General features: G+C 72.2%; 13 protein-coding genes. 4 read left to right on the top strand and 9 right to left on the bottom strand.

Annotated elements, in window-relative coordinates:
* The first annotated feature begins 21 nt into the window (after positions 1-21).
* The 3 genes from ACIBVN_RS25610 to ACIBVN_RS25600 all read left to right on the top strand — a co-directional run bounded on the left by ACIBVN_RS25610 (position 22) and on the right by ACIBVN_RS25600 (position 2,846).
* Positions 22-612, top strand: coding sequence for a DUF5998 family protein (locus ACIBVN_RS25610; RefSeq protein WP_349451723.1), 591 nt, complete (start codon positions 22-24; stop codon positions 610-612).
* Between the two features lie 93 nt (positions 613-705).
* Positions 706-2,028 (top strand): alkaline phosphatase family protein, encoded by a 1,323-nt coding sequence (locus tag ACIBVN_RS25605; RefSeq protein WP_397140383.1) that lies wholly within the window; start codon positions 706-708, stop codon positions 2,026-2,028.
* Entirely contained in the window at positions 2,025-2,846 is an 822-nt protein-coding gene (locus ACIBVN_RS25600; protein WP_397140382.1) for a sulfurtransferase, read from the top strand. The genes ACIBVN_RS25605 and ACIBVN_RS25600 overlap by 4 nt, the downstream gene beginning before the upstream one ends.
* Positions 2,847-2,981: 135 nt before the next feature.
* On the opposite strand, the gene ACIBVN_RS25595 is transcribed toward ACIBVN_RS25600, so the two are convergent.
* From ACIBVN_RS25595 to ACIBVN_RS25580, 4 genes are all read right to left on the bottom strand, one after another.
* Positions 2,982-5,519 carry a CHAT domain-containing protein gene (locus ACIBVN_RS25595; protein WP_397140380.1) on the bottom strand — a complete coding sequence of 846 codons (2,538 nt, stop codon included), beginning with the start codon at positions 5,517-5,519 and terminating at the stop codon, positions 2,982-2,984.
* 77 nt (positions 5,520-5,596) lie between these two features.
* Positions 5,597-6,043 (bottom strand): hypothetical protein, encoded by a 447-nt coding sequence (locus tag ACIBVN_RS25590; protein WP_397140378.1) that lies wholly within the window; start codon positions 6,041-6,043, stop codon positions 5,597-5,599.
* Positions 6,040-6,567 carry an RNA polymerase sigma factor gene (locus tag ACIBVN_RS25585; RefSeq protein ID WP_397140376.1) on the bottom strand — a complete coding sequence of 176 codons (528 nt, stop codon included), beginning with the start codon at positions 6,565-6,567 and terminating at the stop codon, positions 6,040-6,042. Before ACIBVN_RS25585 ends, ACIBVN_RS25590 begins: the two co-directional genes overlap by 4 nt.
* A gap of 72 nt (positions 6,568-6,639) precedes the next feature.
* The gene (locus ACIBVN_RS25580; RefSeq protein WP_397140375.1) at positions 6,640-7,653 is read right to left on the bottom strand and encodes a S8 family peptidase; all 1,014 of its coding nucleotides are present in this window, start codon (positions 7,651-7,653) and stop codon (positions 6,640-6,642) included.
* Positions 7,654-7,828: 175 nt separating this feature from the next.
* On the opposite strand from ACIBVN_RS25580, the gene ACIBVN_RS25575 reads away from it, so the two are divergent.
* Positions 7,829-8,323 carry a DUF3145 domain-containing protein gene (locus tag ACIBVN_RS25575; RefSeq protein WP_349451716.1) on the top strand — a complete coding sequence of 165 codons (495 nt, stop codon included), beginning with the start codon at positions 7,829-7,831 and terminating at the stop codon, positions 8,321-8,323.
* Between the two features lie 243 nt (positions 8,324-8,566).
* Here ACIBVN_RS25575 and ACIBVN_RS25570 read toward each other — a convergent pair whose 3' ends face one another.
* The 5 genes from ACIBVN_RS25570 to ACIBVN_RS25550 all read right to left on the bottom strand — a co-directional run bounded on the left by ACIBVN_RS25570 (position 8,567) and on the right by ACIBVN_RS25550 (position 13,422).
* Entirely contained in the window at positions 8,567-9,991 is a 1,425-nt protein-coding gene (locus tag ACIBVN_RS25570; protein WP_397140373.1) for a carboxyl transferase domain-containing protein, read from the bottom strand.
* A gap of 1 nt (position 9,992) precedes the next feature.
* Complete coding sequence (gene fabF, locus ACIBVN_RS25565) at positions 9,993-11,225, bottom strand: beta-ketoacyl-ACP synthase II (protein WP_397140371.1); 1,233 nt, start codon at positions 11,223-11,225, stop codon at positions 9,993-9,995.
* Between the two features lie 36 nt (positions 11,226-11,261).
* On the bottom strand, positions 11,262-11,501 hold the full coding sequence (locus ACIBVN_RS25560; RefSeq protein WP_367803095.1) for an acyl carrier protein: 240 nt from the start codon (positions 11,499-11,501) through the stop codon (positions 11,262-11,264).
* 71 nt (positions 11,502-11,572) lie between these two features.
* Positions 11,573-12,529, bottom strand: a complete 957-nt coding sequence (locus ACIBVN_RS25555; protein WP_397140369.1) for a beta-ketoacyl-ACP synthase III — start codon at positions 12,527-12,529, stop codon at positions 11,573-11,575.
* Positions 12,526-13,422 carry an ACP S-malonyltransferase gene (locus ACIBVN_RS25550; RefSeq protein WP_397140367.1) on the bottom strand — a complete coding sequence of 299 codons (897 nt, stop codon included), beginning with the start codon at positions 13,420-13,422 and terminating at the stop codon, positions 12,526-12,528. Before ACIBVN_RS25550 ends, ACIBVN_RS25555 begins: the two co-directional genes overlap by 4 nt.
* Between the last annotated feature and the right edge of the window lie 22 nt (positions 13,423-13,444).

Below are 13,444 nucleotides of genomic sequence, written 5' to 3'. Positions count from 1 at the left end.
CGGCCCTGGCAGGATGGACCCATGAGGGAAACCCGAGTCTCCGCCGCGGGCCTGCGCGAAGCGATCGAGCGCAGCGGCTACTACCCCGACCTCGTCACCGACGCGGTCGAATCCGCGCTGGGCAAGGAGGCGGTGACCGCCTTCGTGGTCCATCATGAGGCCACGTTCGATCCCGCGATGGAGGTGCGCAGGCACGTCACCGTGCTGGTGCTGTCGGCGACGCGACTGCTGGTCTGCCACACCGACGAGCACCCCGCGGTGGAGGGCGTCTCGACGTCCCACGCCTCCACGACCACGGAGGCCGTACGACTGAGCCGCGTCCAGTCGGTCGCCGTCACCCGCGTGGTCCCCGACCCGGCCTCATACGTGCCGGGCGTCCCTCCCACGGAGGCGACGCTCACGATCGGCTGGGGCGCCATCTCCCACGTGGACCTGGAGCCGGCCACGTGCGGCGACGAAAACTGCGAGGCCGACCACGGCTACACGGGCGCGATCACGGCCGACGACCTGTCGCTCAGGGTCAGTGAGGCGGCCGACGGCCCCGAGGCGGTCACCCACGTCCTCGCCTTCGCCAAGGCCCTGTCCGAGGCCACCGCCCGCGCCGCCTCCTGACCGCCACCGGTCAGCGCCCGGTGATTGGCGATGGGAGGGGCGGAAGACCCGGGAGAAAAAGGGAGAGATCCTCGAAGGCATAGGATGATGGGCATGCTGGTGCCGGTGTACGGCGGCGGGTCGCTGGCAGATCTGCCTGATGCGATGCTGGCGGCGCTGGGCGTGCGCGAGCCTGGCACTCCCGATACGGCGAACGCGCCTGACACGGTGAGTGCTCCCGAGACGACGGCGGACGCGCCCGGCACGGTGAGTGCTCCCAAGACGACGGCGGACGCGCCCGGCACGGTGAGCACGCCGAACCCGGTGGCGGACACCCCCATCACGGCGAATACGTCCGGCGCGCCGGACGCGCGCGACGCTGCCACCGCCCTCACCGCAGCGACCGATCCTCCGCTCGTCCTGGAGCCCGCGGAGCGCGTCTGCCTCTTCCTGGTGGACGGTCTGGGGGCCGAGCTGCTGCGGGCGCACGCCGAGGCCGCCCCGTTCCTCTCCTCGCTGGCGGGCAGGACGCTCACCGCCGGATTCCCCGCCACCACCGTCACCAGCCTCTGCTCCCTCGGCACCGGCCTGACGCCGGGCGAGCACGGCATGCTCGGGCTGACGCTGGCCGTGCCCGGCACCGGCCACCTGTTCAACTGCCTGCGCTGGACCCTGCCCGGCGGCCTGACCATGGATCCGGACCAGTGGCAGCCCGCCCCGACCGTCTACCAGCGCGCCGTCCGGGCCGGGATCGACTCGGTCTACGTCGGTCCCGCCGAGTTCGAGGGCACCGGGCTGACCAGGGCCGTCTACCGAGGCGTGCGTTACGTGGCCGCCGACGCCGTGGACGACCGCGTCGCGCGGGTGCACGAGGCGATGCGGGCCGGTTCGGCGCATCTCACCGTTTACTACGGCGATCTGGACGCCGCCGGGCACATGACGGGCTGGGGGAGCGAGGAGTGGCTCAGGCAGCTCGCCGTCGTCGACGACATGGCGCGCCGGCTCGCCGAGGGGTTGCCACCCGGGTCCGCCCTGTACGTGACCGCCGACCACGGCATGGTCAACGCCACCGAGAAGATCGACGCGGAGAGGGTTCCCGAGCTGACGGAAGGCGTGGCGCTGCTCGGCGGGGAGGCCAGGGCCAGGCACGTCTACGCCGAGCGGGGAGCCGGGGAAGGCGTGCTGGAGGCGTGGCGCGACACCCTTCGGGGGAAAGCCTGGGTAGTGTCCAGACAGGAGGCGGTCGAGTCAGGGTGGTTCGGGCCACGGGTGCGGGACACGTGGCTGGAACGCATCGGCGACGTCGTGGCCGTGCCCTACACCGACCTGGCCATCACCGCCCCCACCCGCAACCGGATCGAGGCGCTCTTCATCGGATACCACGGTTCGATGACGGCGGCCGAGCAGTATGTCCCGCTCCTGGAGGTACGCACTTGACCAGCCCGCTGATCACACCCGCCGGACTCGCCGCGCTCGACGACGTGACGGTGCTCGACGTTCGCTGGCGGCTGGGCGGCCCGCCCGGCGTGGAGTCCTATCGCGAGGGGCACATTCCGGGCGCCGTCTACTGCGATCTGGACAAGGACCTCGCGGCGCCTCCCGGCGAGGGCGGGCGTCATCCGCTGCCCGAAGCGGGCGCGTTCCAGAGCGCGATGCGGCGGCTGGGGGTGTCGGACGGGCGGCCGGTGGTGGTCTACGACGACGCCGGATCCACGGTCGCGGCCAGGGCGTGGTGGGCGCTGCGCTACTTCGGCCACCAGGACGTTCGCGTGCTCGACGGCGGGCTGCCCGCGTGGATCGAGGCCGGGCTCCCGACCACGAAGGACGTGCCGGGGTCCGACCTCGCCGAGGGGGATTTCACCGCGAGGCCGGGCGGGATGCCGATGTTGACCGCTGACGAGGCGGGCACGCTGGCCACCCAGGGCGTGCTGCTCGACGCCCGGGCCGCCGAACGCTATCGGGGCGAGGTGGAGCCGATCGATCCGGTGGCCGGGCACGTTCCCGGGGCCGTCAGCGCGCCCACGACCGAGAACGTGGGTCCCGACGGCCGTTTCCTCGACCCCGCCGCGCTACGTGACCGCTTCGCCGGGCTCGGGGTCCGCGAGGGCGTTCAGGCGGGCGCGTACTGCGGCTCCGGCGTGACGGCCGCACACGAGGTGCTGGCGCTGGCGGTGGCGGGCCTGCCCGCCGCGCTCTATGTGGGTTCCTGGTCCAACTGGGTCGCCGATCCCTCCAGACCGGTCGCCACCGGCTGACCTCCGCGCATCGGTAACGGGCCGCGAGAGTGGCGGGGATCCGTGACGAGAGTGGCGGGTCCGTGATGAGAGTGGCGGGTCCGTGATGAGAGTGGCGGGTCCGCGGCGAGAGTGGCGGGCCCGTACCACCCAGTGTCAGTACAACGGCAGGTCGCCTGCGCCGAAGCAGACGAAGCCGGTCTCACCCGTCTTGGCCGCGGCGGACGCCAGGGCCGCGTCCGGTGGGTGGCCTGCCGCCACGAGCTCGTGGAACACGCTCATCAGCGCCCGAGCCCCCTCATCGCGCACCGGCACCAGCCCGGCCACCACACACGACGACCCCTTGGCCAGGAACGTCCCCGGCAGGCCCAGCGGAGCCCCCTCGACCGGCGTGCGCGACATCCCGGAATTGCAGGCCGACAGCACCACCAGCCCCGGCGACCGGGGGATGTCCAGCAGGTCGTACGCCATGAGCGAGCCGTCCTCCAAGGTGATCCCGGACACCAGCGGGCTACGTGCATGGAAGACCCCGTGCGCGGCCAGATGCAGCACATCGGCCACCTCCAGCGCCTCCAGCACCGCCCCGGTGTGCCCCGGCACCTCGCGGCCGTCCGGGTGGCAGGCCAGCACGTTGGCCACCTCGGCGTGCGCGTGCGCCAGAGCGGGTCCGGCTGCCGCCACCACCACCGGCGGCCCGCCCCGGCGGGCGAGACCGAGCTCGCGGGCGTGTGCCCAGGCGGCCGCGCTGGCGGTCACGGTCACCGGACGTTCGCGCAGGCACGGCAGCGCACCCCACGGCACCGTGTGGAGGGCGCCCACCGGCACCACCACCAGCGGCCCGTCACCCAGCTCGGCCAGCAGCGGGCGCAACAACAACCGCTCGACTTCCAGGCCCGCCGCCCCGGCGTTACCCACGTCGCAGGAGTCCTGTCCGCCAGCTTGCCACGGCGCGGTGCACCGCCGGCGTAGCGCGTAACGCAGGCGGACGATCGCCTCCTTGATCGGCCGTACGTCGCCGACCCGCCGCAGCACCGCCCGTTCCCCAGTGATCACCACGGCCAGCAGCGCGTCCTGGTCCGCCACGAACTCCACCAGCGTCCCGGACCCCACCATGGCCCGCACCCGGTCGGGGGCCACCGGCGAGCACGCGTGGGAAGGCGCCGCGACCGCCCGCCACCGCTCCGCGAACTCGAACACCTCCTCCGCACACCCTCCCCGCACCGCCAGCCCCAGCCCGAACGCCGCCAGCCGCTCCCCGGCCCTGGCCGCGTGGGCGCGTAGCGAAGGGTCGTCGAACGTCTCCACCCGCTCGCTCACCTCCGACAGCCCGTTACGGACCGCCCGGAACGCCCCTGTGGCGTCCTCCTGCAGCGACGCCTCCAGCGCGAGCGCGTGCTGCCGCACGGGCACCGGGATCTCCTGTGTCCGCGTGGGCTCCGCGGCCAGCGAGGTCAGCTGGGTGCCTGCCGGGGCCCACGGCTCCTCACGTTCGGCGTGCTCGGTGAGCATGGCGAGCTGCGCCGAGGCCGTCGGGTGGTCGTCCAGGGCGAGCGCCGCCTCGGCCGCCACCAGCCGCAACGCGGCCGCCCCTTCGAGATGCGCCAGCCCGTCCTCCAGCTCGTCGGCGCACGCGACCAGCTCGGCGACCAGGGCGGGCGTGACGGGTTCGAGCGCCAGGCGGGCGCGCAGAACGACCTCCCTGGCCAGCGGCAGCCACGAGGTTCGTTCCTGCGCGGCCAGCTCGGCGGCGGCCTGCTCGGCCACCTGCCGCGCCCGGTGCGGGTCGCCGGTGAGCAGCTCGACCTGGGCCAGCTTCAGCCGCGCCTCGGCCAGCGCCACGTGCGCGCCCGACGCCTCCAGGTCAGGCACGGCCAGGCTCAGCATGGCCCTGGCCTCGCCGGGCAGGTGAGCAGCCAGCAGGGCGCCGGCGAAGTCCGCCCGCATCGTGGCCAGCCGCTCCGGGAAGCCGAACAGGGTGTCCTCGGCCTCGCGGTAGTGCTTGAACGCCCCCGCGATGTCGCCGCGGCGTACCGCGAGGAAGGGCAGGTTCGCGGCGGACAGGCGGGCCAGGTGCCGCAGCCCCGAACGCTGGGAGATCTCCAGGCAGGCGGTGAGGTCGCGCATGGCGGCGTCCCAGTCGCCACGATAGGAGTGGACGAGGCCGCGGTTGAGCAGCCCGCCCGCCAGGAACCTGCGGTCGTCGATGGTGCCTGGCGCGCTCACGAGCACGCGCAGCGCGCGGTCGCAGGACGCGATGGCCTCCTGGTGGCGGCCGAGGCGGGCCAGGGCCACCGCGCGCTGCGTCTCGAGCTTGGCGCGGTCGAGCGGAGAAAGGTGCGACCAGGCCTGGGCGGCGACGCGGAGGGCCTGGAGCGGGTGGCCGCGTTCGGTGCGCACGGTGACGAGGGAGAGGCGGGCCTGGGCGACCCGCTCCGGCGGGGCGCCCTCGGTGGCGATGGCCTCGCGGAGGTGGTGCTCGGCGTCGCGGAGATCGCCCAGCTCGCGGGCGGCCAGCGCGATGGCCCTGAGCGCGACGGCCTCGGCCTCGGGGTTACGGGCCCGGCGCGCGGCGGACAGGACGAAGCGGCCCGCCTGGAGTGCGTGATCGGGATCGACCAGGGAGCGCATGACGGCGGCCTCGGCCGCCACGACGAGCGGGTCGCGGTCGCCGGGTTGATCTGGTGTCGCGCTCATGTCGGGCCTTGGAGCGGAACGGCCGAGAGAGGGACGCGCCTCTCTCGGCTGGTCGGTTGGAGGTCAGGTCGGGAGGGTCAGGGACGGATGCGTACCCATCTGGTCTGGACGGGATTCTGGCCGACCCGGTGGCAGACCACGCTGAGCCAGCCCGGTGGCAGTCCGGTGACGGCGAACTCGCCGGTGAGGCTGATCCGCCGGGTGAGTGTCAGATGGGGGGTCTTCACATCGATGAGAGCTCCCTCTCCTGGGTTTGGGGAGATATGTCCAGCGACATCGATGAGGCCGTCGCCGATCGTCACCTCCAGGTCGAAGGTGAGGTCCGCCGTGACGAAGCGCACCAGGTGGCAGCCCTCGCCATCGCGTACGCCGCCGGCTGCGGCGCACTCGCCGGGGGCGGCCGTGACCGCTCCCGGGACCCGAAGCCCGTAGGCGTCACGTGCGGCGGCGGACACGTGACCGGGAATCGGGTCGTTCCCGGAGGCCAACCGGAGGGCCGCCAGGAAGTATTCATCGTTGATCATTGCGCTGTCTCCTGTAGTGAGAGCAGAGTGCGCAGTTTTTCGAGGCAGCGGGCCTTGGTCGGACCGACGCTGCCGATGGGGAACCCGAGCCGAGCCGCGATCTGCTGGTTGCCGACGTCATTAGCGACCAGCTGGAGGAGTGACCGGCAGGGTTCGGGCAGGGTGGAGACCGTCTTCCAGAGCAGGCGCCTGCCGTCGGCCTCCAGGACGGCGGACTCCGGGTCAGGGTCTTCGACGACCTCGAAGGAGGAGACGCCCGCGCGCTCCTTCCGCAGCAGCAGGAAAGCTTCTCGGCGCACGGTCGTCATGAGCCAGCCTCCCACCCCCGCCGGATCCCTGATGCTCTGGAGATGTTGCAGAAGGCGCAGCCAGGAGCCCTGAACCGCATCCGCCGCGTCGGATGGGCTCAGGCCGCACGCGCGGGCAACGGCCCACATGCGCGGCCCGAACGTGGACTCCAGCTCGTCCCAAGCCGACCGGTCTCCCCCGGCGGCCGCGACGAGCAACTCCGCTGGATCCCGCATGCGGCCTCCTTCCGTCCGGCACGAGCAGGCGATCATGCCTCCCCGTGATTGCTTGAGGACTGAGCGTAAACTCTACAGACTCGCCGGGATGAGAACTCCCAGATCGGGAATTTGCCGGGTCTCCTCCGAGTCGAAGAGCCGCCGGGCCACCTCCTTCGCCGGCTCGCTCTTGGCCGCGTCCGCCACGGCCCCCGCCACCAGGGCGGTGGCGAACGACGTGCCGCTCCACGTCGCGTATCCCGCGAAGTCGCCTCCGTCCAGGAAACTGCTGGTCAGCCAGTCGCCGCGGGCGCAGGCGTCCACCCAGGTGCCGTGGCCGGAGTAGGGTGCCCTGCGCTCCTCGGACGCGTCCACGGCGGCCACGCCCACCACACCGGGCATCGCCGCGGGCCAGAACGGCCGGTCGGACCCGGTGTTGCCGGCACAGGCCACGGTCACCGTGTCCTGCAGCGCGGCGATGGCGTCGCCCAGCAACTGCGGCGGCCGGTCGTCGAAGGTGTGGCCGCCGAAGGAGAGGTTGAGCACGTGCGGCGGGCGCTCGAGCATGCGGTGGAGAGCGCGTGCGACGGTCGCCTCGTCGCCGATGCCGTCGCCGTCGAGCACCCGGTGCACGCGCAGCGCCGCACCCGGCGCCCGGCGGGCCAGCAGGCCCGCGATGAACGTGCCGTGGCCGGCCTGCGAGCCCTCCGTCGCGTCGGCGTCCTCGGGGGCGGTCTGGCCGTACCAGTCGCTGCCGGCCCACCACGGGTGCTTGGCCACGCCGGTGTCGAGCAGGCCCACGACCACGTCCGAGTGGGATCGGCCCGGTTTGTGGTGGATGGGCGGAACGGGGAAAGGTCTGGACGCGGGACCGCCGAAGAACAGGGGCTGGCCGCGGAACACGTGGTTCGGCGACGCTCTGAGGCCCTTCTCGCGTAGTTCGGCCGTGATCTCGCAGGGGTCGGCGCCGGGCGACAGGTGGATCACGCAGACGCCGTCCGCCTCCGAGACCGCCTGGGTCCAGCGCGACGCGGCGGACAGCGCCGTGCGGTCGGTCAGCAGCTGACCAGGCCGGATGAACGCCGCGCCGACAGATTGGATTTCCATGAGGCGGTATGTATCCCCGCTCGTGCAACTGTCACATGCCGCTCCCGCACCAAGTTGGTATGGCCCCCCTCTGGTGTCAGATAGCGACCGACGGTAGTCTCTCCCTAGTCACTTGTGATCATCCTGGGGCGAGGCCGTTGGGGAAGGCGCACCTCGTACCGAAACGGGAGGTCCGGTGTCTGCTCGTGGCGTCCTTTACGTCCACTCGGCTCAGCCCGCGCTGTGCCCTCACATCGAATGGGCAGTCGCGGGTGTCCTTGGCGTGCCCGTAGACCTGACGTGGACGCCGCAACCCGCCGCGCCCAACGTCGTGCGCGCGCAGGCGGAATGGGAGGGGCGCGCGGGCATCGCCGCGGCCATCGCCTCCTCTCTCATGGGCTGGCAGCGCCTCCGATTCGAGATCACCGAGGATGGCTCGCCCGGCGTGGACGGGTCCCGGCACGCCTACACGCCGACCCTCGGCGCCTTCACCGCGGTCATCGGCGCCTCGGGCGACATCATGATCCCAGAAGACCGGCTCAGAGCCGCGATGATGATGGCGGCCCAGGGGCGGTGCGTGCTGGAGGACGAGCTGGACAAGATGCTCGGGCGGCCCTGGGACGAGGAGCTGGAGCCGTTCCGGTACGCGGGCGACGGCGCCCCGGTCCGCTGGCTGCACGCCGCCGTCTGACCCCCGCCACGGGTTCGCCTCAACCGCGCAGGCCCCGCACCGACGCCGGTGCGGGGCCTCTTGGGAACTCGGCACGGGTCCGCCCGCGGTGCGCCGCCGCCCCAGCCACACACCAGCGCGCCCCAGCCACACGCCCCGCCAAACTCCGCCAAAGGGCGAAGGTGGGGCGCGGACTCGCCGAACGAGCACGTCAAAAGGACCCCGCCGATGTCGGCGAGGTCCTTCGGAAGAGCCTGGAGAGGGTTACAGCGGGATGTTGCCGTGGGCGCCGCGGGCAGGTGTGGCCTGGGCGAGGACCTTGGCGATGGCGCCGCGCGTCTCCGCGGGCTTGATCACCTCGTCGATGACCCCCAGCTCCTGAGCGCGTACGAGCCCCCCGGCCAGCTTCTCGTGCTCGTCGGCCAGCCGCTGCTCCAGCTCCGCCCGCTCCTCCTCCGGCGCGGCGGCCAGCTCGCGCCGCTTGAGGATGCGTACGGCCGCCACCGCCCCCATGACCGCCACCTCGGTGGTGGGCCAGGCGAACACCTTGGTGGCGCCGAGCGCGCGGGAGTTCATTGCGATGTACGCCCCGCCGTACGCCTTACGCGTCACCAGCGTGACCCGCGGCACCGAGGCCTCGGCGAAGGCGTGCAGCAGCTTGGCGCCCCGCCGGACCACCCCGTCGTGCTCCTGGCCGACCCCGGGCAGGTAACCGGGCACGTCCACGAGGACAACCAACGGCACGCCGAAGGCGTCACACATACGAACGAAGCGGGCGGCCTTCTCGGCGGACGTGGCGTCGAGGCAGCCGCCCAGCCGCATCGGGTTGTTGGCGATCACACCGACCGTCCGGCCACCGAGGCGGCCCAGCGTCGTGACGATGTTCGGCGCCCACTTGGGGTGCAGCTCGGTGCCCGGCTCATCGAGCAGGCCGTTGACCAGCGGCTTGACGTCGTAGGCACGCCTCGCCGACTCGGGCAGCAGCGTGGAGAAGTCCACTTCCTCGATTTCTCCGGTGCGCACCCGCCCCTGGTGGCCGAGGAGCGTGGCGAGCTGGCGCGCCTTGACGTACGCGTCGGTCTCGGTCTTGGTGACGACGTGCACGACGCCGCTGCGCTTGCTGTGGGGCTCGGGGCCGCCCAGGGCCGCGGCGTCGACGCTCTCGCCCGTGACGCTGCGGACCACGTCGGGGCCGGTGACGAAGATGCGGCCGGAGTCGGCCAGGATGACCAGGTCGGTCAGCGCGGGGCCGTAGGCGGCGCCGCCGGCGGCCGGGCCGACGACCACGGAGATCTGCGGCACCACACCGGACGCCTTCGTCATGGCGGCGAAGACGGTGCCGACGGCGTGCAGCGACTCGACGCCTTCGGCGAGTCGCGCACCGCCGGAGTGCCAGATCCCGATGATCGGCACCCGTTCACGGACGGCCACGTCGTAGGCGTGCACGATGTGCTCGCAGCCCTCGCTGCCCATCGCGCCGCCCTGGAAGCGGGCGTCACTGCAGAAGGCGACGACGGGAACACCCTCGACGCGGCCCATGGCGGCCAGCACACCGCTCTTGTCCTGGGGAGTGATCGGCCGCAGCGAGCCCTCGTCGAGCAGCGCGGTCAGCCGGACGACTGGATCACGGGGATCGGCAGGCTCCTGTTCGGAGTCGTCTGTCGCCACCCGGTTGTCCAGCACGGTCATGTCAAGCCCCCTTAAACACGACGGTCACGTTGTGGCCGCCGAACCCGAACGAGTTGTTGACCGCGGCGATGTCGCCTTCAGGCAGCGTGCGGTTGGCCCCGTAGACGAGGTCCACGTCGATGCCGTCGTCGAGGTTGTCGAGGTTGATGGTGGCGGGAACGACCCGCTCCTGGAGGGCCTTGATCGTGAAGACGGACTCGATGCCCCCGGCACCGCCGAGCAGGTGCCCGGTCATGGACTTGGTGGAGGTCACCAGCGGGTGGGTGCCGATGGCCTTGGCCACCGCCTGCACCTCGCCGACGTCTCCCGCGGGGGTCGAGGTGGCGTGCGCGTTGACGTGCTTGACGTCGAGGCCGGTGATCTCGGCGTCGGTCAGCGCCTGCGTCATCGCCATGATGATGCCGCGGCCCTCGGGCTCGGGCTGGGTGATGTGGTGGGCGTCGGCGGAGTAGCCGACGCCGGCGCAGTAGGCGTAGATCCGCGCGCCGCGCGCCTTGGCGTGCTCCTCGGACTCCAGCACCACGATGCCGGCGCCCTCGCCGAGCACGAACCCGTCGCGGTCGCGGTCCCACGGCCGGGACGCGCCCTGCGGGTCGTCGTTGCGGGTGGACATGGCCCGCGCGGCGGCGAAGGCGGCCATGTTGAGCCCGTGGATGGCGGCCTCGGTGCCGCCGGCGACCACGACGTCGGCGCGGCCGGCCCTGATCATGTCCATCGCGTGGCCGATGGCCTCGGCTCCGGACGCGCACGCCGACACGGTGGCGTGCACGCCGGCCTGGGCGCCCAGGTCGAGGCCGATCCAGGCGGCGGGGCCGTTGGGCATGAGCATCGGCACCGTGAACGGCGACAGCCGGTTCCAGCCGCGCTCGCGCCAGGTGTCGTAGGCGCTCAGCGTGGTGCTGATGCCGCCGATGCCGCTGGAGACCACGACGCCGAGCCGCTCGGGAGCCACCTCGGGAGCGCCGGCGTCCTGCCAGGCCTCCCTGGCGGCGACCAGCGCGAACTGCTCGCTGCGGTCGAGGCGGCGGGCCTCGGGCCGGGGCAGCACCTCGGTGGGATCGACCGCCGCCGTCCCCGCGAACTTCACGGGAACGGCGTCGATCCAGTCCGTGGTGAGGGTCTGGACACCCGACTGACCGGCGAGGAGCGCCGTCCAGGTCGAGGTGACGTCTCCACCGACGGGCGTCGTCGCGCCAAGCCCGGTGACGACGACACGTACCCGGTTCGCACTCACGTTTCGCGCTCCTTGCTAGTCAGAATGGAAATGGGGTCAGCCCTGGATGAAGTTGAGGACGTCCTTGACCGTCTTCAGGTTCTTGAGCTGGTCGTCGGGGATCTCGACGCCGAACTCGTCCTGGGCGGCCACGGCGATCTCGACCATGGACAGGGAGTCGATGTCGAGGTCGTCCACGAAGCTCTTCTCGGGGGTCACGTCGGAGGCCGGGATGCCGGTGATCTCGTTGATGATCTTGCCGAGGCCTGCGAGGATGTCCTGCTCGGTGGCAGCCATGTCGATGGTTCTCCTTTGATTTCTGGGTTCTGTACGGCTGTGCCGTACAAGCTCTTGATGGATGGAGGAGGCTAAGGGATCTCGATCACTTGACCGGCGTAGGTCAGGCCCGCGCCGAAGCCGAGCACCAGCGCGAGACCGCCGGAGCGGACCTCGCCGCGCTCGAGCATGCGCGAGAGCGCCAGCGGGATCGAGGCGGCCGAGGTGTTGCCCGCGGTGACGATGTCGCGGGCGATCACGGCCTGGTCGGCGCCGAGCTTGCGGGCGATGGCCTCGATGATGCGCAGGTTGGCCTGGTGAGGCACGAACGCGGACAGCTCCGAGGGGTCCACGCCGGCGCGCTCGCAGGCGGCGAGTGCCACCGGGTGGAGCGTGGTGGTCGCCCAGCGGAAGACGGTCTGGCCCTCCTGGTGGAGGAAGCCGCCGCGGTCCTTGACGATGATCGCCTCGGACTTGTCGCCGGCGCTGCCCCACACCACGGGGCCGATGCCCGGGGTCTCGGACGGAGCCACCACCGCGGCGCCCGCGCCGTCGGCGAAGATCACGGCGGTCGATCTGTCGGTCCAGTCGACCCACTGCGACAGCTTCTCCGCGCCGATGACCAGCACGTTCCTGGCCGAGCCTGCCCGCACGGCGGCGCTCGCGGTGCCGAGCGCGTAGCAGAACCCGGCGCAGGCGGCGTTCACGTCGAACGCGCCGGGCGACTGGATGCCGAGGCGGTGGGCCACGATGGCGGAGGCGTTGGGGATCTGGGTCTCGAGCGTGCAGGTGGCCACGATGACCAGATCGATGTCCTCCGGCGACAGGCCGCTCGCGGCCAGCGCCTTGCCGCCGGCGATGGTGGCCATGTCCTCGAGGGACTCGCCATGGGGCGCGACCCGGCGCTCCTTGATGCCGACGCGGGACTGGATCCACTCGTCGTTGGTGTCCATGGTCTTGGCGAGGTCGTCGTTGGTGACGACCTGTGCGGGCTGGTAGTGGCCGAAGGCGAGAATCCTGCCGCCCGGGGCGATGTCGGGGATCTTCACTTGATCAGCTCCCTGGCCGCTTCGAGGTCGTCGGGGGTCTTCAGCGCCACGGTCTGCACGCCGGACAGGCCGCGCCTGGCCAGGCCGGTGAGCGTGCCGCCGGGCAGCAGCTCGATCATCTTCGTGACGCCGAGCGCGGCCATGGTCCGCATGCAGGCGTCCCACCTGACGGGGCTGCTGATCTGCTTGACCAGCCGCTCCACGAACTCGGCGCCGCCGGCGACCGCCTGTCCGTCCGAGTTGGACAGCAGCGTGACGCGCGGGTCCGCGGGGACGACGTTGGCGGCGGCCTCGCGCAGGCTCTCCACGGCCGGGGCCATGTGGTCGGTGTGGAACGCGCCGGCCACCTTCAGCGGGATGAGCCGGGCGCGGCCCGGCGGGTCGTCCTTGAGCGCGGCCAGCTGCTCCAGCGTGCCGCCCGCCACGATCTGACCGGCGCCGTTGATGTTGGCGGGGGTCAGGCCGTGCTTCTCGATGGCGGCCAGGACCTCGTCCTCGGCGCCGCCGAGCATGGCGGTCATGCCGGTCTCGGTGATCGCGGCGGCCTTGGCCATGGCCTTGGCGCGCTCGCGGACCAGCGTGAGGGCCTGCTCGTGGGTGAGCACCCCGGCCAGCGCGGCGGCGGCGAACTCTCCCACGCTGTGGCCGGCGAGCACGTCGGGGGCCGCGCCCAGCGCCTCGGCCGAGGCCAGCGCGGCGGCCACGAGCAGCGGCTGCGCGACCGCGGTGTCGCGGATCTCGTCAGCGTCGGCGGTCGTGCCGTAGGTGATCAGATCGAGCCCGACGACCTCCGACCAGGCGCCGATTCTGTCGGCCACACCGGGCAGCTCGAGCCAGGGGGACAGGAAGCCTGGCGTTTGGGCACCTTGGCCCGGAGCGACGAGTACAAGCACAAAACCCACCTTGCCCTGTAGA

This window comes from Nonomuraea sp. NPDC049400 (genome assembly GCF_044466425.1).
In the GTDB taxonomy this organism is placed as follows: Bacteria; Actinomycetota; Actinomycetes; order Streptosporangiales; family Streptosporangiaceae; genus Nonomuraea.
The sequence above is the reverse complement of the archived record's forward strand: the minus strand, read 5'-3'. Positions and strand labels throughout refer to the sequence as shown.

What these genes read in the sequence shown, in the direction of transcription:
- ACIBVN_RS25560 (WP_367803095.1), bottom strand. Translation starts at nt 11,501, where the DNA reads ATGGCTGCCACCGAGCAGGACATCCTCGCAGGCCTCGGCAAGATCATC.
- ACIBVN_RS25590 (WP_397140378.1), bottom strand. Translation starts at nt 6,043, where the DNA reads ATGATCAACGATGAATACTTCCTGGCGGCCCTCCGGTTGGCCTCCGGG.
- ACIBVN_RS25610 (WP_349451723.1), top strand. Translation starts at nt 22, where the DNA reads ATGAGGGAAACCCGAGTCTCCGCCGCGGGCCTGCGCGAAGCGATCGAG.
- ACIBVN_RS25595 (WP_397140380.1), bottom strand. Translation starts at nt 5,519, where the DNA reads ATGAGCGCGACACCAGATCAACCCGGCGACCGCGACCCGCTCGTCGTG.
- ACIBVN_RS25605 (WP_397140383.1), top strand. Translation starts at nt 706, where the DNA reads ATGCTGGTGCCGGTGTACGGCGGCGGGTCGCTGGCAGATCTGCCTGAT.
- ACIBVN_RS25585 (WP_397140376.1), bottom strand. Translation starts at nt 6,567, where the DNA reads ATGCGGGATCCAGCGGAGTTGCTCGTCGCGGCCGCCGGGGGAGACCGG.
- ACIBVN_RS25580 (WP_397140375.1), bottom strand. Translation starts at nt 7,653, where the DNA reads ATGGAAATCCAATCTGTCGGCGCGGCGTTCATCCGGCCTGGTCAGCTG.
- ACIBVN_RS25570 (WP_397140373.1), bottom strand. Translation starts at nt 9,991, where the DNA reads ATGACCGTGCTGGACAACCGGGTGGCGACAGACGACTCCGAACAGGAG.